This window comes from Burkholderia sp. BCC0405 (assembly GCF_902833075.1).
In the GTDB taxonomy this organism is placed as follows: Bacteria; Pseudomonadota; Gammaproteobacteria; order Burkholderiales; family Burkholderiaceae; genus Burkholderia.
Genome location: NZ_CADFEO010000006.1, coordinates 1 through 20957, shown reverse-complemented (window position 1 = coordinate 20957; position 20957 = coordinate 1). Strand labels below are relative to the sequence as shown.

19 protein-coding genes and 2 pseudogenes are annotated in these 20957 nt (G+C 64.6%); 18 read left to right on the top strand and 3 right to left on the bottom strand.

Features of this window, described 5'->3' with window-relative positions; genetic code table 11:
- Positions 1–75: 75 nt before the first annotated feature.
- From kdpB to HWX36_RS11325, 10 genes are all read left to right on the top strand, one after another.
- Positions 76–2100, top strand: a complete 2025-nt coding sequence (gene kdpB, locus HWX36_RS11370; protein ID WP_175952474.1) for a potassium-transporting ATPase subunit KdpB — start codon at positions 76–78, stop codon at positions 2098–2100.
- A gap of 80 nt (positions 2101–2180) precedes the next feature.
- A complete protein-coding gene (locus tag HWX36_RS11365; protein WP_175952215.1) occupies positions 2181–3866 on the top strand; it encodes a DUF4118 domain-containing protein in 1686 nt (561 codons plus the stop codon).
- Complete coding sequence (locus HWX36_RS11360; protein ID WP_175952214.1) at positions 3863–4615, top strand: response regulator; 753 nt, start codon at positions 3863–3865, stop codon at positions 4613–4615. The genes HWX36_RS11365 and HWX36_RS11360 overlap by 4 nt, the downstream gene beginning before the upstream one ends.
- A gap of 274 nt (positions 4616–4889) precedes the next feature.
- Positions 4890–5663, top strand: a complete 774-nt coding sequence (locus HWX36_RS11355) for an ABC transporter substrate-binding protein (RefSeq protein ID WP_175952213.1) — start codon at positions 4890–4892, stop codon at positions 5661–5663.
- A 174-nt stretch (positions 5664–5837) separates the two neighbouring features.
- On the top strand, positions 5838–6527 hold the full coding sequence (locus tag HWX36_RS11350; RefSeq protein ID WP_175952212.1) for an ABC transporter permease: 690 nt from the start codon (positions 5838–5840) through the stop codon (positions 6525–6527).
- Positions 6524–7237: an ABC transporter permease gene (locus tag HWX36_RS11345; RefSeq protein ID WP_175952211.1), complete on the top strand. Its 714-nt coding sequence runs from the start codon at positions 6524–6526 to the stop codon at positions 7235–7237. Before HWX36_RS11350 ends, HWX36_RS11345 begins: the two co-directional genes overlap by 4 nt.
- A gap of 33 nt (positions 7238–7270) precedes the next feature.
- Positions 7271–8038 carry an ATP-binding cassette domain-containing protein gene (locus HWX36_RS11340; protein ID WP_175952210.1) on the top strand — a complete coding sequence of 256 codons (768 nt, stop codon included), beginning with the start codon at positions 7271–7273 and terminating at the stop codon, positions 8036–8038.
- Positions 8039–8131: 93 nt separating this feature from the next.
- Positions 8132–8566: a cupin domain-containing protein gene (locus HWX36_RS11335; protein ID WP_175952209.1), complete on the top strand. Its 435-nt coding sequence runs from the start codon at positions 8132–8134 to the stop codon at positions 8564–8566.
- Positions 8567–8879: 313 nt separating this feature from the next.
- Positions 8880–9017, top strand: coding sequence for an HHHH-motif protein (locus HWX36_RS11330; RefSeq protein WP_175952208.1), 138 nt, complete (start codon positions 8880–8882; stop codon positions 9015–9017).
- A gap of 61 nt (positions 9018–9078) precedes the next feature.
- Entirely contained in the window at positions 9079–9546 is a 468-nt protein-coding gene (locus tag HWX36_RS11325) for a hypothetical protein (RefSeq protein WP_175952207.1), read from the top strand.
- 106 nt (positions 9547–9652) lie between these two features.
- Here the strand turns inward: HWX36_RS11325 and phaZ are convergent, their stop codons facing one another.
- Positions 9653–11008: a polyhydroxyalkanoate depolymerase gene (gene phaZ, locus HWX36_RS11320; protein WP_175952206.1), complete on the bottom strand. Its 1356-nt coding sequence runs from the start codon at positions 11006–11008 to the stop codon at positions 9653–9655.
- A gap of 288 nt (positions 11009–11296) precedes the next feature.
- Here phaZ and HWX36_RS11315 point away from each other — a divergent pair, with 288 nt between their 5' ends.
- The 7 genes from HWX36_RS11315 to HWX36_RS11285 all read left to right on the top strand — a co-directional run bounded on the left by HWX36_RS11315 (position 11297) and on the right by HWX36_RS11285 (position 18501).
- Positions 11297–11959, top strand: coding sequence for a glutathione S-transferase family protein (locus HWX36_RS11315; RefSeq protein ID WP_175952205.1), 663 nt, complete (start codon positions 11297–11299; stop codon positions 11957–11959).
- Between the two features lie 237 nt (positions 11960–12196).
- Entirely contained in the window at positions 12197–13438 is a 1242-nt protein-coding gene (locus tag HWX36_RS11310; protein ID WP_175952204.1) for a cyclic nucleotide-binding domain-containing protein, read from the top strand.
- A gap of 13 nt (positions 13439–13451) precedes the next feature.
- On the top strand, positions 13452–14216 hold the full coding sequence (locus HWX36_RS11305) for a flagellar motor protein (protein ID WP_175952203.1): 765 nt from the start codon (positions 13452–13454) through the stop codon (positions 14214–14216).
- A 39-nt stretch (positions 14217–14255) separates the two neighbouring features.
- Positions 14256–14927 carry an OmpA family protein gene (locus HWX36_RS11300; RefSeq protein ID WP_175952202.1) on the top strand — a complete coding sequence of 224 codons (672 nt, stop codon included), beginning with the start codon at positions 14256–14258 and terminating at the stop codon, positions 14925–14927.
- Positions 14928–15096: 169 nt separating this feature from the next.
- Entirely contained in the window at positions 15097–16959 is a 1863-nt protein-coding gene (locus HWX36_RS11295; RefSeq protein WP_175952201.1) for a methyl-accepting chemotaxis protein, read from the top strand.
- A gap of 104 nt (positions 16960–17063) precedes the next feature.
- The gene (locus tag HWX36_RS11290) at positions 17064–17852 is read left to right on the top strand and encodes a hypothetical protein (RefSeq protein ID WP_175952200.1); all 789 of its coding nucleotides are present in this window, start codon (positions 17064–17066) and stop codon (positions 17850–17852) included.
- A 193-nt stretch (positions 17853–18045) separates the two neighbouring features.
- The gene (locus HWX36_RS11285) at positions 18046–18501 is read left to right on the top strand and encodes a GNAT family N-acetyltransferase (RefSeq protein ID WP_175952199.1); all 456 of its coding nucleotides are present in this window, start codon (positions 18046–18048) and stop codon (positions 18499–18501) included.
- A 356-nt stretch (positions 18502–18857) separates the two neighbouring features.
- On the opposite strand, the gene HWX36_RS11280 is transcribed toward HWX36_RS11285, so the two are convergent.
- A complete protein-coding gene (locus HWX36_RS11280; RefSeq protein ID WP_175952198.1) occupies positions 18858–20030 on the bottom strand; it encodes a hypothetical protein in 1173 nt (390 codons plus the stop codon).
- Between the two features lie 305 nt (positions 20031–20335).
- Between HWX36_RS11280 and HWX36_RS11275 the strand changes: the two are divergent.
- A pseudogene (locus HWX36_RS11275) lies at positions 20336–20755 on the top strand (recombinase family protein); the annotation flags it as partial.
- A gap of 69 nt (positions 20756–20824) precedes the next feature.
- Here HWX36_RS11275 and HWX36_RS36820 read toward each other — a convergent pair.
- Positions 20825–20957 (bottom strand): annotated as a pseudogene (locus HWX36_RS36820) (AAA family ATPase); the annotation flags it as partial.

Genomic DNA, 20957 nt, shown 5'->3' with positions numbered 1-20957 from the left:
ACCACGGAGTCACTCATGTCCCATATCGAAACCCCGATCAATCCGGCGGCGATGCCGGTCGGCGGCGTGCCGCCGATGCGCTGGACGGCCGTGCTGCGCGAGGCATTCCGCAAGCTCGCGCCGCGCGTCCAGTTGAAGAACCCCGTGATGTTCGTCGTGTATCTCGGCAGCATCGTCACGACCGTGCTGTGGCTGCAGGCGCTGACCGGCGCGGGCGACGCGCCGGCCGGCTTCATCTTCGCGGTTGCCAGCTGGCTGTGGTTCACCGTGCTGTTCGCGAACGCGGCGGAGGCGCTGGCCGAAGGGCGCGGCAAGGCGCAGGCCGACGCCCTGCGTGCGGCGCGCAAGCGCGTGTACGCGAAGGTGCTCGACGAGCCGAAGCAATACGGCAGCACCTGCCATCGCGTGCCGAGCGACGAACTCGCCGCCGGCAGCATCGTGCTCGTCGAGGCCGGCGACACGATTCCCGCCGATGGCGAAGTGATCGACGGCGTCGCGTCGGTCGACGAGTCGGCGATCACCGGCGAATCCGCGCCGGTGATCCGCGAATCGGGCGGCGATTTCTCGTCGGTGACGGGCGGCACGCGCGTGCTGTCCGACTGGATCGTCGTGAAGATCACCGCGCAACCGGGCGAAGCGTTCCTCGACCGGATGATCGCGATGGTCGAAGGCGCGAAGCGCGGCAAGACGCCGAATGAAGTCGCACTGACGATCCTGCTCGTCGCGCTGACGATCATCTTCCTGCTCGTGTGCGTGACGTTGCTGCCGTTCTCGCAGTTCAGCGTGCTGCTGAACGCGTCGGGCACGGCGGTGAGCCTGACCGTGCTGATCGCGCTGCTGGTCTGCCTGATCCCGACCACGATCGGTGCGCTGCTGTCGGCGATCGGCATCGCGGGGATGAGCCGCATGATGCGCGCGAACGTGCTCGCGACGTCGGGCCGCGCGATCGAGGCGGCCGGCGACGTCGACATGCTGCTGCTCGACAAGACCGGCACGATCACGCTCGGCAATCGCGAGGCCGTGCAGTTCCGGCCGGCGCCGGGCGTGGACGAGCGTGCGCTGGCCGAGGCCGCGCAACTGTCGTCGCTCGCCGACGAAACGCCCGAGGGGCGCTCGATCGTCGCGCTCGCGAAGCAGCGCTTTTCGCTGAACGTGGCCGCGACCGCCGGCAGCATCACCGTGCCGTTCAGCGCGCGCACGCGGATGAGCGGCCTCGACATCGGCGAGCGTCAGGTGCGCAAGGGCGCGGCGTCGGCGATCCGCGCGCACGTCGATGCGCTGGGCGGCGCGTTTCCGCACGCGGTCGAGACGGCCGTCAACGATATCGCGCGGCGCGGCGGCACGCCGCTCGTCGTGGCCGACGGCGCGCGCGTGCTCGGCGCGATCGAGCTGAAGGACATCGTCAAGCACGGGATCGCCGCGCGCTTTGCCGAACTGCGCAAGGTTGGCGTGAAGACCGTGATGATCACCGGCGACAACCGGCTCACCGCGGCCGCGATCGCGGCGGAAGCCGGCGTCGACGACTACCTGGCGGAAGCGACGCCCGAAGACAAGCTGCGGCTGATCCGCGAGCACCAGGCGAAGGGCCATCTCGTCGCGATGACGGGCGACGGCACCAACGACGCGCCCGCGCTCGCGCAGGCCGACGTGGCCGTCGCGATGCACAGCGGCACGCAGGCGGCGAAAGAGGCGGCCAACATGGTCGACCTCGACAGCAACCCGACCAAGCTGATGCAGGTGGTCGAGGTCGGCAAGCAGATGATCATGACGCGCGGCGCGCTCACCACGTTCAGCGTCGCCAACGATCTCGCGAAGTATTTCGCGATCATCCCGGCAGCGTTCGTGGCGACGTATCCGGCGCTCGGCGCGCTGAACGTGATGGGGCTGCACAGCCCGACGTCGGCGATCCTGTCGGCGGTGATCTTCAATGCGCTGATCATCGTCGCGCTGATCCCGCTCGCGCTGAAGGGCGTGAAGTATCGCGCGGAGCCGGCCGAGACGTTGCTGGGGCGCAACCTGCTGATCTACGGTGTGGGCGGCATCGTCGCACCGTTCATCGGCATCAAGCTGATCGACATGCTGTTGACGCCGTTTATCTGACCGAACGCGCCGTCGCGGCCCCGTTCACGCCTTCACGGCGTGCGCGGGGCCGTTCGGCGTTTCAATTGCCGGAAGCGATCATGGATGTGAATGTGAACGTGAGCGAAGCGAATCGACGGGCAACGGGGCCGCGGAACACCGCCGCCCGCCGCGATCGCTGGCGAAGCGTGCTGCGCGCGTGCGCGGCGCTGGCCGACCGCATCGCGGGTGCGGGGCCGGATACGCGGCCGACGCTGGCCGTGCGCGAAGCGCGGCCGCGCACGCACGTGTGGGTGTCGCAGTACGCGGCGCCGCTGCTGCTCGCCACGCTCGTGTGCGCGCTGGCCACGCTGGCGGCGAGCGCGCTGCTGCGCGTGTTCGACCTGTCGAACGTCGTGATGCTGTTCCTGATGACCGTCGTGCTGATCGCGCTGCGGCTCGGCCGGCTGGCCGGCGCGTGGGCCGCGTTCGTCTGCGTCGGCTGCTTCGACTTCTTCTTCGTCGAGCCGAGGCTGTCGTTCGCGGTGTCCGATACGCAGTACGTGTTCACGTTCGCGCTGATGCTGGCCGTCGCGCTCGCGATTGGCCAGCTCGCGGCGCGCCTGCGCGCGGAGGCGCGGGCCGCGCGCGCGAACGAGAAACGCTCGGCCGCGCTGGCACGGGTCGCGCACGACCTGTCGGCTGCGATCGAGACCGAGCAGATCGCAGCGATTTGCACCGGCACGATCGCGCCGCTGCTCGGCGTGCGCGTCGCGCTCGTGCTGCCGGATGCGGATGACCGTCTGCGGCCGGCGCGGCATGCGGGGTTCGTCGACGCACCGATCGCCCGCTGGGTCTACGAGCATGCGCATGGCGCGGGGGGCGGGCTGCCGCCGTTCGAGCGTGCGGCCGCGCAATACCTGCCGCTGAAGGCGCCGATGCGCGTGCGCGGCGTGCTCGTGCTGTTCGGCGACGCGCAGCCGGTGCCCACGGACCCCGACGATCGCCGCCTGATCGATGCGCTGTGCTCGTCGATCGCGATGGCGCTCGAACGCGTGCACTACGTCGGCGTCGCCCAGCACACGCTCGTGCGGATCGAAGGCGAGCGGCTGCGCAATGCGCTGCTCGCCGCGGTGTCGCACGACCTGAAGACGCCGCTGACCGCGATCCGCGGGCTCGCCGAGACGCTGGAGCGGCCCGAGCGGCTGGCCGACGGCCAGCCGGCCGCGCTCGCGCACGGCATCCGCAACCAGGCCGAGGCGCTGCACGGACTCGTCGTGAACCTGCTCGATCTCGCGCGCATGCAGAGCGAGGGCGTGCGGCTCAATCGCGAGTGGCACATGCTCGACGAGATCGTCGGCAGCGCGCTCGCGCATTCGGCGGGCGTGCTGGCCGGCCGCGACGTGAGCGCCGACTTGCCCGCCGACCTGCCGCTGATCGACGTCGACGCGCTGCTGATCGAACGCGTGTTGATGAACCTGCTCGACAACGCGGCGAAATATGCGGGCGCGGACGCGGCCGTGGTGGTGCGGGCCCGCGTGTTCGGCGAAACGCTTTACGTATTCGTCGAGGACGACGGGCCCGGCTTCATTGCGCGCAACACCGAGCCGCTGTTCGAGCCGTTCGAGCGCGAACGCAAGGAATCGTCGATCAGCGGCGTGGGGCTCGGGCTCGCGCTGTGCCGCAGCATCGTCAACGCGCACGGCGGCTCGATCCGCGCGGTGCCGCTCGATCCGCACGGCGCGCGGTTCGAGATTCGCCTGCCACTGGGCGCGCCGCCCGACATCGAACACGAGAGCCGGACATGATCAGATCGCGCGTACTTATCGTCGAGGACGAATCGGACATCCGCCGTTTCGTGCGGATGGCGCTGGAACAGGAGGGGCTCGACACCTGCGAGGCGTCGACGGCACGCGAGGCGCGGATGTATGCGGCGAGCAGCAAGCCCGATCTCGTGATCGTCGATCTCGGGCTGCCGGACGACGACGGCAAGACGTTCATCCGCGAGCTGCGCGAGTGGTCGACGGTGCCGGTGATCGTGCTGTCGGCACGGCAGCAGGAGGTGGAGAAGGTCGCGGCGCTCGATGCGGGCGCGGACGATTACCTGCCCAAGCCGTTCGGCGTGCCCGAACTGCTCGCCCGGGCGCGCGCGCAGTTGCGGCGCGCGGCGTTCGTGTCGACCGACGGGCAATCGTCGTCGATCGTGCGGTTCGGCGACGTGACGGTCGATCTCGGCAAGCACGAAGTCGCGCGTGGCGGCGAGCCCGTCCATCTGACGCGCCTCGAATTCCGGCTGCTCGCCGCGCTGATTCGTGCGCGCGGCGGCGTGATCGCCGCGCGGCAATTGCTGGCGGAGGTCTGGGGCATCCACGACGCGGACCGCGCGCATTACGTGCGGGTGTACATGACGAACCTGCGGCAGAAGCTCGAGCCGGTGCCCGCGCGCCCGCGGCACCTGCTGACGGAGCTGCAGTTCGGCTACCGGCTGGTTGGCCTGGAGACGGTCGGCATGGCGGCCGGGCCGCGCGACGCGGCGTTGCCCGGTCTAGACAAGTGAAAGCCGGCGCCCGGCCACGCGCCAAGGCGCGGAGAAAGCGGTCGTTTAGCTTGGCGTAATGCTTAATTAATTGAAATATAAGGAAATTTGCAACCCACGATCCTATTCAGCCGACAATTAGAGATAAACACGGATTGCTGGCGAACCCGTGGAAAAGGCAAAGTTGTATGTACAACTTGGAGTGTCGCCGGAAGGGACGATCTCCGGGTTGGAAGGGTTCGCGGCGGCGCCGCCCGACGGGACCCTTGCCCAGCTCGCCTCCGACAGGAACGCCATGAAGAAACTCGCGCTCAGTATTGCCCTTGCCTGCATCGCGGTCGGTGCCCACGCCAAGGATTGGTCGACGATCCGGTTCGGTGTCGACGCCAGCTATCCGCCGTTCGAATCGAAGGACGCAAGCGGCAAGGTCGTCGGCTTCGACGTCGATCTCGGCAACGAGATCTGCGCCCGCCTGAAGGCGAAATGCGTGTGGATCGAGAACGACTTCGACGGGATGATTCCCGCGCTGAAGGCGAAGAAGTTCGACGGCGTGCTGTCGTCGATGTCGATGACGCCGGCGCGCGCCGAGCAGATCGCGTTCTCTGACAAGCTGTTCAACACGCCGACCCGCCTCGTCGCGAAGAAGGGCGCGAACCTGCAGCCGACGGCCGACTCGCTGAAGGGCAAGTCGGTGGGCGTCGAGCAGGGCACCATCCAGGAAACCTACGCGAAGGCGTACTGGGCGCCGAAGGGCGTGCAGGTCGTGCCTTACCAGAACCAGGACGGCGTGTACCAGGACCTGATGTCGGGCCGCCTCGACGCGGCGCTGCAGGACGCGGTACAGGCCGACATCGGCTTCCTGAAGACGCCGCGCGGCGCGAACTTCGCATTCGCCGGCAACGACATCGACGATCCGAAGACGCTCGGCAACGGCGCCGGCATCGGGCTGCGCAAGGACGACGCCGACCTGAAGGCGAAGATCGACCACGCGATCGCCGACATCATCAAGGACGGCACGTACAAGAAGCTCGAGAAGAAGTACTTCGCGTTCGACGTCTACGGTAGCTGACCCGCCATGCGGCGCGCACCGGCGGTGGCGCGCGCCGCGTCTGTCGTGGCTGCAACCCGCTTCGCGCGAGGCGTCCGACTTGATGAGCTGGGTGCATCAGGTCGTGCGCAGATATCGTTTGATGCGCGGCTAATGGCTATCGACAATCCAGCCACCTCGCTCTGGATCCCTCATATGATCTTCCAAGGATTTGGCCCGCTGCTGTGGGCCGGCACGGTGGAAACCGTGAAGCTCGCGGTGCTGTCGCTTGCCGCGTCGCTCGCGCTGGGCCTCGTCGGCGCGAGCGCGAAACTGTCGACGAACCGCTTGCTCAAGTCGATCGGCACCTTCTACACGACGCTGATCCGCGCGGTGCCGGATCTCGTGCTGATGCTGCTGCTGTTCTACGGGATCCAGATCCTGCTGAACAACTTCACCGACATGCTCGGCTGGGACCAGATCGACATCGACCCGTTCGTGGCGGGCGTCATCACGCTCGGCTTCATCTACGGCGCGTACTTCACCGAGACCTTCCGCGGCGCGTTCCTCGCGGTGCCGCGCGGCCAGCTCGAAGCGGGCTTCGCATACGGGATGAGCGGGTGGCGCGTGTTCCGCCGCATCCTGTTTCCGCAGATGATGCGCTTCGCGCTGCCCGGCATCGGCAACAACTGGCAGGTGCTCGTGAAGGCTACCGCGCTCGTGTCGATCATCGGTCTCGCCGACGTCGTCAAGGCGTCGCAGGACGCCGGCAAGAGCACGCTCGATTTCTTCTTCTTCACGCTGGCGGCAGGCGCGATCTACCTCGCGATCACGACGGTGTCCAACGTCGTGCTGCATCACCTCGAGAAGCGTTATTCCGTCGGCGTCCGGAGGCTCGCACTGTGATCGAACTCGTCAGCCAGTACTGGCAAAGCTATCTCTACACCGACGGCTACCGCTTCAGCGGCCTCGCGGTCACGCTGTGGCTGCTGGTGGTGTCGATCGCGCTGGGCTTCGCGTTCGCCGTGCCGCTCGCGATCGCGCGCGCGTCGTCGAACCGCTGGATCTCGGGCCCGGTGTGGCTCTACACCTACGTGTTCCGCGGCACGCCGCTCTATGTGCAGCTGCTGATGTGCTACACGGGCATCTACAGCCTGCAGGTCGTGCACAACCACGTGCTGCTCGACACGTTCTTCCGCAATGCGATGAACTGCACGCTGCTCGCGTTCGTGCTGAACGAATGCGCGTATGCGACGGAGATCTTCGCGGGCGCGATCAAGGCGACGTCGGCCGGCGAGATCGAGGCCGGCATGGCCTACGGGATGTCGCGCTTCAAGCTCTATACGCGGATCATCCTGCCTTCCGCGCTGCGCCGCTCGCTGCCGAGCTACAGCAACGAAGTGATCCTGATGCTGCACGCGACGACGCTCGCGTTCACCGCGACCGTGCCCGACATCCTGAAGGTCACGCGCGACGTCAATTCGGCGACGTACATGTCGTTCCAGGCCTATGGCATCGCGGCCGTGCTGTACGCCGTCGTCGTGTTCACGCTCATCTGGGCGTTCCGCAAGCTCGAGACGCGCTGGCTCGCGTACCTCTCGCCGCGCGGCCATTAACGCTTTCGCAAGATTCGCAAGGAAGGACCAAGCATGTACAAGCTCACCGTTGACAACCTGCACAAGAAGTTCGGCGACAACGAGGTGTTGAAGGGCGTGTCGATGAAGGCGAAGGCCGGCGACGTGATCAGCATCATCGGCTCGAGCGGCTCCGGCAAGAGCACGTTCCTGCGCTGCATCAACTTCCTCGAGCAGCCGTGCTCCGGGCAGATCACGATCGGCAGCGAGCCGATCCAGACCACGCGCGACCGCAACGGCTCGCTGCGCGTGGCCGACCCGAAGCAACTGCAGCGGATGCGCACCAAGCTGTCGATGGTGTTCCAGCACTTCAACCTGTGGGCCCACATGACGGTGCTCGAGAACGTGATCGAAGCGCCGATGGCCGTGCTCGGCGTCGGCAAGGACGAAGCGATCGCGCGGGCGCGCAAGTACCTGGAGAAGGTCGGCCTCGCGCCGCGCGTCGAGGGCATGTATCCGTCGCACCTGTCGGGCGGCCAGCAGCAGCGGGTGGCGATTGCCCGCGCGCTCGCGATGGAGCCGGAAGTGATGCTGTTCGACGAGCCGACGTCGGCGCTCGATCCGGAACTGGTGGGCGAAGTGCTGAAGGTGATGCAGAAGCTCGCCGAGGAAGGCCGCACGATGGTCGTCGTCACGCACGAGATGGGTTTCGCGCGCAACGTGTCGAATCACGTGATCTTCCTGCATCAGGGGAAGATCGAGGAGGAAGGCAATCCGCAGGAGATTCTCGTGAACCCGAAGAGCGAACGGCTCGGGCAGTTCCTGTCGGGGCGGTTGAAGTAACGCGGCACGCGGCGTCGCGCATCGTCCGCGACGCCGCGCACTGGAACGCAAAATGCTTGTCACGCGTGATCCTGTCGATGAAGGAGCACCGCGATGAGCACACCGACCTCCACCGCTTTTTCCCATGTGAAGCCGCAGGACACCGCCTTTGTCGGCGAAGGCCTGCGCGACTTCTTCCTGTATCGCGATCTCGGCATCGCGGCCGCGACGAACGGCAAGGTTCTCGCGCAACTCGTCAGGGCGAATCATGCACCGGAGGCGGGCACCGGCTGGCACCGTCACGAGGCCGAATTCCATATCGTGATCATGCTGAAGGGCTGGGCGCGCTTCATGTACGGCGAACGGGAGACGCTGGTGGCGGCCGGCGATTGCGTGCACCAGGCGCCGGGGATCGTCCACTACCTGTTCGACTACTCGCCGGACATGGAATACCTGGAGATCGTCGGCCCCGCCGATTTCAAGTCGATTGATGTCGAGGGGCCGTGCGCGGTGCCCCCGCCGACGCCGTGGGGAGAGGCGGGGGCGTAGCTGCGCGGTGTTTCCGCATGCATCGCCGGTACGCTTGTTTGTGACAAACCGCCTTCGGGCGGTTTTTTTGTTGCGCCTTCCGCGGAGGTTTCCGTGCGATCCGCTCTCCTTTCTCCCCATTCTTTCGAATTCCATGCGGTCGAAATGCTGAAGGTTCGGAAAGAAAAGAAAGACATTCGTCAGCTTCGAGGCGTTGACGGCGCTGCGTTGTCAAAAATCGTCAATTGAGCGTGAACGCGGTGCACGGCTTGTCGACGACCGGCGTTAATGAGGTACCAGCCGGATCGCCGGTTGACCTACCCGGGAGAGTTCCATGAAGCGCATCGCAAAGATCCTGACGGCTACCGCCGTGGCCTGTGCCGTTCTCGTGCCGGCCCTTGCCGAAGCCCATCCGCACCGTGTGTGCCACTTCGATCACCACCACCACCGCGTGTGCCACTGGGTGCGATAACCGCGACGTTCCCGGGGATACCCGGGACGCATTCTTCATTCAGGCAAATCAGGAGAGGACCATGAAAAAAACGATGTTGATCGCCGCGCTGGTCGCCGGCATGGGTATGTCGATCGGTGCGTTCGCGCAGGTTCCGGCCAGCGCGCCGGCCGGCACGACCGGTCTGTGCAAGGACGGCTCGTTCTACTCGGGCGCGTCGAAGAAGGGCGCATGCGCGGGCCACAAGGGCGTGAAGACCTGGTACGGCGCATCGTCGGCGGCAGCCGCGAGCGCACCGGCCGCCGCGCCGGCCATGGCAGCCTCCGCAGCCCCTGCATCCGGCACCGCGCCGGCGAAGAGCGCGGCGGCGACGACCGCGGCGGCAGCGCCGGGCGGCGGCCCGGGCAAGGTGTGGGCCAACGACAGCACGAAGGTCTACCACTGCTCGACCGACAAGTACTACGGCAAGACGAAGCACGGCAGCTACATGTCGGAAGCGGATGCGAAGGCGAAGGGCTACCACGCATCGCACGGCAAGGCCTGCTCGTAACGCAGGCTGACGCGCGAGGCCGCTTCCTCGCGCGTCGTCCGCACGCTGCAGCCACGCACGCCCCGCCATCGATGGCGGGGCGTTTCATTTTCAGCGTCGCATGCGTTCAGTGGGCTTGATGCGACGGCATATCGGCCGCCGCATCGTGCGCGGCTGCGCGGGCATCGAGCAGCGCGCGCAGCGTCACGTAGTGCGTGCCGTCCGCGTTGCCTTCCGCACCGGCAGTGCGATCGTACGGCTCGTTGTCGTGGATCGTCGCGCGCACGATCGGATAGATCTGCGTTTCCCAGCGGCTGCCGTTGAACACGCCGTAATGGCCGGCGCCCGTCTGCACGTGGTGCGTCTTCAGGTAAGGCGGCAACCCGGAGCACAGCTCCTGCGCGGCCACCGTCTGGCCGACCGCGCAGATATCGTCCTTCTCGCCTTCGATCGTCAACAGCGCGGTGCGATGAATCGCCGCCGGTTCGACGAGCCGATCGCCGACCGTCAGCTCGCCGCGCGCGAGCGCGTATTGCTGGAACACCTTCTCGACCGTTTCCAGATAGAACTCCGCGGTGAGATCGGCGGTGGCGAAGTATTCGTCGTAGAAGTGCCGCAGCGTGTCGGCTTTCGCCGGGTCGCCTTTCGCGCGCTCGTAATACAGGTCGGCGAACGACGCCGCATGGCGATCGGGATTCATCGACATGAACGCGCCGACCTGCACGAAACCCGGATACACGCAGCGTTGCGCACCGACGAAGCCCGCCGGCACGACGCTGATCAGGTTCCGCGCGAACCATTCGATCGGCTGGCTCGTCGCGAGCGCGTTGACCTTCGTCGGATTCACGCGGCAGTCGATCGGCCCTGCCATCAGCGTCAGGCTCGCCGGCTGCGCGGGATCGCCGCCGGCGGCCATCAACGCCACCGCCGCGAGCGCGGCGACGGTCGGCTGGCAGATCGCGAGCACATGCGCATCCGGGCCGATCTGGCGGATGAAGTCGATCACGTGCGTGACATATTCGTCGAAGCCGAATCGTCCGGCCGTCAGCGGGATGTCGCGCGGGTTGTGCCAATCGGTGATGTACACGTCGTGGTCGGCCAGCATCGTGCGCACGGTGCCGCGCAACAGCGTCGCGAAATGCCCGGACATCGGCGCGACGATCAGCACGCGCGGCTGGCGCGCCACCGGCCGCGCCTTGCGGAAATGCAGCAGCGTGCCGAACGGCGTCGCCGCGGCGGCTTCCTCGACGATCGGCACCGTTTCGCCGTCGACGACGATCGACGCGATGCCGAACGGCGGACGCCGATGCGAGAACGCGCAGCATTCGAGCAGTTCGCACAGCGCGTCGAGCATGCGGCCGGTCGGCGTCGAGGTGGCGGGCGGCCACAGCGACATCGTCGCGCGGGCGGCGGCGGCCCATGCGCGCGCCGGGCGCGTGCATTCTGCAGACCATTGGTAGAACGGATAGGCAAGCAGATTCATGGCTGTCGCTCGTTGTGCCGCGTTGCAAGGAACGAGGCAAGCGATGTGCCAGCCCGCGGCTGGCACGCGCGTTGCACGCGATTCGGGAGCGCGGCAACGCAGGTGGCACGCCACACGCGGCAGCCGCGCGCGATGCGTTGCCCGGCCGGCCTGGCGTGCGGCACGTGCCGCGACAGCGTGCGGTGCTGCGCCAGTTCGGCGAATGCGCCGCACCGGCATGGTGCGGGCGATGCCGCATGGCATCCGTTTCGGTGCAGGGGCACGAACGGCTTTGAACAGGGGAGCGACATGGAAGTCACCGGACAGACGACGCTGACCATCAGCAGCCGCAATTACTCGTCGTGGTCGATGCGCGGCTGGCTGCTCGCGAAGCTGAGCGGGCTCACGTTCGAGACGGTCAGCGTGCCGATCGATGCCACGTCGCGCGCGGAGTTGCTGCTGCTGTCGCCGTCGATTCTCGTGCCGTGCCTGACGCACGACGGCAACACCGTGTGGGACACGCTCGCGATCGCCGAATACCTGAACGAAATCCGGCCGCAGGCGCGGCTGCTGCCTGAAGACCGGAAAGCACGCGCGCATTGCCGGTCGATCTGCGGCGAGATGCATTCCGGTTTCAGCGCGTTGCGATCCGCGTTGCCGATGAACCTGCGCGCGCATTTCCCCGGCTTCCGCATCTGGTCGCGCGCGCAGCACGACATCGAGCGGATCGTGACGATCTGGCGCGAGTGCCTCGCCGCATACGGCGGCCCCTGGCTGTTCGGCGCGGAGATCGGCATCGCCGACGCGATGTATGCGCCGGTCGTCACGCGCTTCCTCACCTACGACGTGAAACTGGAGCCCGATATCGCCGAGTACTGCATGCAGGTGCTCGCGCATCCGTTCGTGGCGGAATGGATCGCTGCGGCGAAGGCGGAGCACGAAGACATCGACGAACTCGACATGGAGTTCTGACGCACGGGTTTGCTCGGCGCTTTCAATTGCACTACACGAACAAGCATCGAAATGAGCTTCCCGACGTGGCTGAATGACCCGTAAACGTTTTATCTTGATTTCGGCTCGAAACGAGGACCGATTCCCTAAAGGATGTTGAGCCCGATGACGTAAACGAGTCACGGGGATGACTCGCGATCGCATGCTTCCGACGTGCGACGCGCAGTCCGCAATAATCAGCGCAGCAGGGGAATCGACTTGAATCGTCAGCAATCGTGGACGCGTACGGCGGCGCCAGGGGAAATCATTTACTCCGAGGGCTTTGCGGGCGAGCCCGTCATCTTTCTGATCGCCGAAGGCAAGGTCGAGCTGTCCACGCGATGCGAAGACAAGCGCGTCGTCGTCGCGACACTCGGCCGCGGCGAGTTCTTCGGGGAATCGGCGTTGCTCGCGGCCGAGCCGCGCGCCCATACCGCGAAGGCCCTTTCATTCTGTCAGCTCACGGTCGTGCCGGCCGGCATGCTCGATGAGGAAATCGAGCGCGTGTCGGCGCTGCTGCGTCATATCGTGCGGACGATGATTCGCCGCGTGAAGCGCAAGGACGACCAGCTCGCCACCTACACGCACGCGGACTTCATGCCGGGCGTGCTGTCGTATGCGCATGTGCTGTCGCTGATGGCGGGCGCCGATGCGCGCGATGGCGGCGACGCCTGGACGCGCCGGCCGATGCAGGCGCATGCGGCCGAAACCTCGGTGCCGCTCGCCGAAGTGATCCGCAAATGCCGCACGATCGCCGGCCATTCGCGGCCGCACGTGCTCGCGATGCTGCGACGCATGGAGAAGCTCAACCTCGTCACGATCGAGGCCGCGCAGACGGACCTCTCCGGCGGGGCAACCGACTATGCGGCGTCGTCGGACGCACGCCAGGTCGTCACGTTCGACGCCGCGCGCGTGATCGATCGCGCGCAGCAGGTGGCCGATCACGATCTCGACCTGTCGATCAACAGCGAACTCGAGCTCATCGAGCTGGCCGATCTCGAATCGCTGATCGGCGTCGAGAAGACGATCCTGCTCAACAAGCTGTCGAACGGCGAGATCGCCGACGAAGTGTTCGCGTTCCGCAAATCGAAGGTGCTCAGCTACGTCGAGCAGAAGGGTGTCGCGTACTTCTCGCGGCGCAATGCGCGTCGTGGAGAGGTGCGCTCGCTGGAGGATCTCGTGTCGATCGACCAGCGCACGCTGTTCGATGTCATCAGCACATTCGACACTTACGATCTCGCGAAGCTCATCGCGAATCTCGACGATCGCGCGGTGGCCGACAAGCTGTTCTCCGTGATGACCGAGGCGCGGCGCAACGAGGTGTCGTGGGTGATGCGCCGCGAGCTCAAGCTCGATCCGGTGGAGATCGAGGACATCGAGCGGCGCGTGCTGGATGCCGTTCGCGCGGCGAAGGCGCCGGCGGCGGCCATCGCGCCGGTCGCGTCGGCTTCGGATGCATGACGAGGGGGCGCGCATGGATCTGTTGACCCTGGCCGGTGTGGTGTTGGGCGGCGCGGCGATCGTGTTCGGTTTCGCGCTCGAAGGCGGGCACTTCTCGATGCTGTTCCAGTTCGAGGCGCTCGTGATCGTGCTCGGCGGCACGCTCGGCGCGGTGATGATCCAGAACACCTGGGCGCGCTTCTTCGACGCAGTGAAACAGCTGCGGCTCGCGTTCGTCCGTGCGCGCGAGGTCGATCGCCAGAACCTGTCCGACCTGCTCGAATGGGGCGACCGCGCGAAGCTCGACGGGCTGCTCGCGTTCGAATCGATGGACGTGAGCGGCATCCATCCGTTCGCGCGGCGCGGGCTCGAACTGCTGGCGAACGGCGTGTCGACCGCCGTGCTCGAGGACGCGTTGCAGCGCGAACTCGATGCCTACGAACGCAGCCGCCTCGCCGCCGCGCGCGTATGGCAGCAGGCTGGCGGATATGCGCCGACGTTCGGCATTCTCGGCTCGGTGCTCGGGCTCGTGCAGGTGACGAGCCATATTCTCGAACCGGCGCAGCTCGGGCCGGGCATCGCGGTCGCGTTCATCGCGACGCTGTACGGGCTGGCGTTCGCCAACCTCGTGTTCCTGCCGCTGTACGGCAAGCTGCGCGCGCAGATCGACAGCGAGCTGCGGTTTCGCAAGCTGTATCTCGACGGATTGCTGGCGATCTCGCGCAAGGAATCGCCGCATACGATCGAGACGCGCCTGACCGGCGACGTGCGCGGGCGCGCGGTCGAATCGCTCGCGTGACGGGCGCATGCCGTACGACGAACCCGGAATTCCAATCGCATGACTGCTCGAACTGACGGTGCATCCGCCGCCGATCGCGACGACGAACACGAAGGCGCGCAATCCGGCCGCTGGCTGATTTCGTACGCGGATCTCATCACGACGCTGATGGTGCTGTTTCTCGCGTTGTACGTGCTTCAGCTCGCGAAGTACAACGCACTCGACGCGCGGTACCAGACGCTCGCGCGGCATGCCGAAAGCGCTGCGGGTGCATCCCCATCCGCTGCCGTGACGCCCGAGCACGCGCCGCCGTGGCTCGCGTTGCTCGATTCGTTGAAGTCGAACGGCCGGATCTCGCTCGTGAAAGCGCCGCATGGCGTCGAGATCGGCATCGACGCGAAGATCCTGTTCAATGTCGGCGATGCGCGCTTGCTGCCCGATTCGTCGCCCGTGCTGAACCAGATCGCGCAGGCGCTGAGCGATCACGCGACCGGCGACATTCTCGTCGAAGGGCATACCGACAGCGTGCCGATCGCGAACGCGAAATACGAATCGAACTGGGAGCTGTCGTCGGCGCGCGCAGGGAGCGTTGTGCGTTACCTGACCGAGCGCGGCGTCGCACCGCATCGGCTCGCGGCCATCGGGCGGGCCGATACGCAGCCGCTCGTCGCGGGGGACGATGCCGCCGCGCGGGCGCGCAACCGGCGTGTCACGATCTTCGTTGCGTATTGATTCGCGCTGAATTTCCGTTGATCGCGCATCTATAGGCAGCCGCATATGCCCGCCTGACAACACCATAACGAATCTCGCATGATGAACATCTGAAATCAGCGATGCGGTTCTGCGCGTGCATGCCGATAACCCAAACTGGCTCAGACCGAGCGGTTATCGAGGGTTCCCCATGCATTTCTGGCGCAAGCTTTCCATACAGAACAAGCTGATTCTCAGCATGACGAGTTGCCTGCTCGTGTTCGTCGCGATCTCGAGCGGGCTCAGCATCCGCCTGATCGGCAACGCGGTGCGCGATCGCGTCGTGCGCGAAGAGCTGCCGACGGCCGTGAACGGCATCCGCGCCGACGTGCAGCGGCAGATGGCCGGGCCGATCGCCGCGTCGCGGATTCTCGCGCGCGATGCGTTCCTGCTGCAATGGGAAGCCGACGGCGAACCCGACGCCGGCACGCGCAACTGGATCCAGCTCGCGAAGAACGTGAAGGACGAGCAGAAGGCCGCGTCGGTGCAGTGGGTGTCCGTGAAGAGCGGCAACTACTACAACGAATCCGGCCTGCAGCGGAAGGTGACCGACCAGGATCAGTGGCTGACCGGCTTCCTGTCGTCCGGCAAGGCGTTCGACGTGAACATGGACCGCGAGGTGACGGTCGGCGGCTACATGATGTTCATCAACAGCCGCGTCGAGCTCGACGGCGTGCCGATCGGCGCGGCCTGCATGAGCCTGTCCGTCGATGCGCTCGCGAAGGGCATCGCCGCTTACCGGATCGGCGAGACCGGGTTCGCGTATCTCGTGCGTCCCGACGGCGCGATCATGATGCATCGCGATTCGTCGCTGATCGACGGCAAGCATTTCATGAAGGATCAGCCGGGCTTGCCCGGCGATGCGTCGTCGACGCTGCTGGCCGGCCAGCCGTATGCGTACCTGAGCTACAACGGCGACGGCGGCGCGCGCTTCATCGCGACGTCGTTCATTCCGGAGTTGAACGCGTATGTGGTCGTCGAGGTGCCGCAGGCCGAACTGCTCGGGCCGGTGACGCGTGCGATCCGCAGCGCCGCGCTGGTTGCGGCGGTGGTGGGCCTTGGCGTCGCGTTGCTCGTGATCTGGCTGGTGGGCCGCGCGATCGCCGCGCCGATCCGCCGCGCGGCGACGCTGCTGTCGGAGATCGCCAGCGGCCAGGGCGACCTGACGCGCCGGATGACGGTCGAGAGCCAGGACGAGATCGGGCAGTTGTCGGATGCGTTCAACCGGTTCGTGTCGTCGCTGTCGACGCTGGTGCATAGCATTCGCGCGGCGTCCTCGTCGATTGCGACCGGGTCGGCGCAGATTGCGACCGGGAATGCCGATCTCAGCGAACGCACCGAAGGGCAGTCGAGCAACCTGGAGCGCACGGCTTCGTCGATGGAGGAGATCACGGCCGTCGTGCGCAACAACACCGAAACGGCGACGACTGCCGCGAAGATGATCAACGGCGCTTCCGATGCGGCGGCGCGCGGCGGGCAGGTGGTGGGTGAGGTCGTGACCACGATGCAGGAGATCAGCGACGCGTCGCAGCGGATCTCCGAGATCATCGTGATGATCGACAGCATCTCGTTCCAGACGAATATTCTTGCGTTGAACGCGGCGGTGGAAGCGGCGCGGGCCGGGGAGCAGGGGCGCGGGTTTGCGGTGGTGGCTTCGGAAGTGCGGAATCTCGCGCAGCGCAGCGCGCAGGCGGCGAAGGAGATCAAGGGGCTGATCGAGCATAGCGCGGGCACGGTGAATACCGGGTCGCGGCTGGTGAGCGAGGCCGGGAAGGTGATGCGCGATGTCGTGTCGCAAGTGCAGGGCGTGAGCGCGATGATGAACGAGATCGCCGAGGCGAGCCTGGAGCAGAGTGCCGGGATCGATCAGATCGGGGAGGCGGTGCAGTCGCTCGATCAGATGACGCAGCAGAATGCGGCGCTGGTGGAAGAAAGCGCGGCGGCTGCGGCGAGCTTGAAGCAGCAGGCGGCGGAATTGACCCGGCTGGTGTCGGCTTTCAAGGTGGATGAATAAAGTCTGATTCGCGATTTAGAATAGGGCGTTTCTGAGGGACGGCTGCCGTGGGCTCACGGCAGCCGTTTTGCATATCGGCGCGAAATTCGGTGGCGGTTATAAAAATGAAACGCATTTCCAGGTGGAAGATCGGGGTGGGGGCGGTGGTGCTCGTCGCGGTGGTGGCTGCGGTGGGCGCGAAGGTGATTGCGTCGCCTACCGATTCTTATCTTGCCTATCGGAAGAAAGCCGTCGACGCGGTTACGGCGGCGCGGATGGAAGATCAGGCGGATCTGGACAAGAAATACACGGCCGAGGTGAATGCGCGGCTGGTTAAGCTTGTCGGGACGGTCAGGGCGAAAGGGTTTTCCGCGAAGGTGGTGAGTACCGTGGATACCCTCTACATCGACAACGGGATGACGCCGGGGCCGGATGGACTGCGATTGGAGTCGAATGACGGGAAGGTGAATCTCGTCGTGACGACGGTTCCGCTTTTGAAAGCCTGGGTGGCGACGGCGGATGCGGGGATCAAGTCGGCGGATGACACGGCGGCCATTTTCGACAACGAGACGTTTTACACCGACGTGCTCGGTGGCGACGCTGCGGAGTATCGGTTTGCGGAATTGCCGGTGAAGCGGAAACCGGCCGATGCAGTGGTGAAGGCGTTGCTGTTGGGTGACAGTCAGGACGGGATGCCGGATGGGCCGAATACGTTGATGGTGTCGATCAAGCAGGGCGCCCGGGTTTATCTCATGTGGCGGGATGCGACGTTGCCGACGATTGCCGCCTGCAGCGCGGAGCACGTGGCCGAGGAACAGCGGCCAGCCTGTTTCTCGCAGCAATTGCCCAAACAGAGGCGCTATTCGCGGTTTGTGTCCGATGCGCAGGCGATGGTCGATGCGGTTGTTCAATAGGATGCAATTGTTTTGATGGTCGTTGAGTCGGGTGATATCACGAGGTGATCGGATTCTTCCGTTTTTTTGAGAGGTTCGACAGTATCGGACGCATCGCTGACAATCAGCTGCTGGAACCCGGGCAGCCATCGATGTCGCGCACGGCTGCGTCGTCGGGTACTTCAATTTTTGTTTTTATCCAGCTTCGTCTGCCATGACTATCGCTTTCGAGTCTCCCGACCAACCCGACGTGATTGCCCTTATCGCCGATCTGGATGCGTACCAGGACACCCTGTACCCGCCTGAGAGTCGGCACGCGCTGGATATCGCGTCGCTGAAGCAATCCAATGTGCTGTTCGCCGTTGCGCGGGACAGTGAGGGGCAGGCAATCGGGTGCGGGGCGATTGTCCTCAACCCGGAATTCGGCGAATTGAAGCGGATGTATGTCAGTCCGCGTGGGCGTGGGCAGGGTGTGGCGAGGAAGCTTATGGCGGTGCTTGAGTCACGGGCAGTCGGATCGGGTTGCAAGGTGATCAGGCTTGAGACTGGCCCCTATCAGCCTGAGGCGCTGGCTTTGTATGCGTCTGCCGGATATCAGCGGCGGGGACCGTTTGGGGATTACGCGGACGATCCGTTGAGTGTTTTTATGCAGAAACGGATTGTGTTGTGAGGGGGGCTCGGGCGGAGTCGAGATGGTATCTGGTGATGTCCTGTTGGCGGTCTGGGTTCGGCCAGGACCGGTCCGTCGACCGCAGTCAGTGTGCGTCCGCTCATTGCACGAAAACGGCAGGCACCGAAATGGAAGACTCACGATAACATTTCAGCCTACTTTTTCGTCGATAGCGCGTTGGCCGTCATTTTTGATTGCACGGGCCGCGTCCGACCATCCATCAGGATCGCATGTACGAATCCTATAAAACGTTTCGCAATCGAATACCCACACGCCTCCCCTCGCCACGAAGCGATCCTTTGTGGTCATTCAGCCACAGATGGTATCCCCGACGGTGGCTTATTTTTTCCGGCTGATCAGTTCGGCGCGAACAATGATCCTGGCGCAGTCACGACTAGCTCAACGCCCGTAAGCCGTTCAACGATTATTTCAGGCATGACGTGATCGAGTATCACCAGATACTCATCGAGCAAGGATCGAAGGTGATCGAGTGGGCCATCCTCGATCTCGTGCCAAAGTTCGGGAAGGTAACGAACCACGATGCTGAACGCGTACAAAATGGTGAAATGCAAGACAAAGGGATCATCAATGCCCCAGAAGGGGGCGATCAAACTGGTTCCGCAATACGCCGACTTGTATGTTTTCAGGCATTCATACCAGTACTTGCCCTTGGGGTGCTTAAATAAAACCGACAAGGATGTTCTGCCCTGATTGTCCGTCTCTTCCTGCACGTCGGTGAACGGAAGCCCAAATGCATCAATGTTCGGAGTCGGATCGCCCACGTTTGACGGGTAGATGCGTAACCATGTTTCATCCATTTCACCCGGCAATCCGGGATCTGCATACGTGAACACACCCGTTTGTTTTATATGCGCTTGTGTGCGCTCAAGGCGAAGTGCCATGTTTTTGTCGCTATGGCCGACATGTACCGACAGCGCAGGCCGACCCAGCAACGCTCGCGCGCTCGTTTGAAGTTCTGGGACCCGTAAAAGAAGATCCGTTAACGACACCACCTTTGCCAACCCGTCGGAATCCAAAGCGGCGAAGTTTTTGGGTTTTTTCGTGAAAATGAACGGGGTAAGGTCTAGTCCGAGATACTTTGCATACGAAGTGAAGTGTCCCGATTGAGTACAGCCAACGACTAGTCCCTCAGGAAACTGGCCGTTCGTATTTCGACTGGTGAACAGGCCGTGCCCAAACTCGGTATGACGCTGGATCGCGGGCAGCAAGTCCTTGTCGTCTGCCGATCCAACCTGCTCAGCGATGGAAAGCTGGAGCATTGCATAGTAGCGAGACAATACCCGCGAATTTAGGCCACCGCCCTCTGCTTCCCAGTAGCCGAGTCCGCTGCGCACCGCCCAGGCCATGCCTTGGGCCTTTTTTTCGAGCACATCAGGATCAATCGGAGTGTTATTCCTAGCAACGATAGCGTCCGCGCAAAGGCGATGGCTCATGAGGCGATTCAAGCGCAGCCGCGTCGCACCGATAGGATCGGCTGCCACGATCCGTTCTGTTCTTTGTTTGTCCATTCGTGATCCCTTATCGTGATTCAAAACTGGGGCGTCTAAGCCAAGTGTAAAGCCTATGCCGACCACGCCGAATTCGGCGCGATTTCCTGACAAGACACACGCAATCAGCGGACTCCGTGCGCTACTCGCCTTCCTGTCTATCCCAGCGAGCGACCAGAAGGCAATCGGCCTCCAATCGAATGCGCCTGTCCAAAACCGATCCCTTACGGACAGGGGCATTTTGCCCTGTCCGTAAATCAGGGTTGAAATGTTTTGGACATTGTCTTACATTCGGACATCTATTTTGTACAGATTGAGTGCCCGATATGTCCCGAACCTTTGCCTATGCCCGCGTCAGTACGTCCGACCAGACCACCGCGAACCAGTTACGAGAGATCGAGGCGGCCGGCTTCTCGGTCGACAAGCGCCGCGTTGTGTCGGAAAGCATTTCGGGGAGCGTAAGCGCCGATCAGCGGCCGGGGTTTGCGCAGTTGCTCGTCAAGATGGAAGAAGGCGACGTGTTGATCGTGACGAAGCTCGACCGACTCGGCCGCAATGCGATGGACGTGCGGTCCACGGTCGAGGGATTGGCCAAACGCGGTATCCGGGTTCATTGTCTCGCCCTGGGCGGCGTAGATCTAACGAGCGCGGCCGGTCGGATGACGATGCAGGTGTTGAACGCGGTGGCCGAATTCGAGCGGGATCTGTTGATTGAGCGCACACACGCTGGTATCGCTCGCGCGAAGGCTGTCAACGTCGGACGTAATTTCCCCAGAAGTGTCGAAGTAAAATTCCCCACCCTGTTCGGACGGTGATCAGCCGGCGATGTGATCGGATGAGCTCCTTCGAGGACGGCCCGGACGCCGACGAACCGGCTCAGCGGGCGCGGGATTCAGGGAAGAAGGCCGGTTGCGTAGATGGTCGGGCAACAGATCGGCGTGTTCTCGC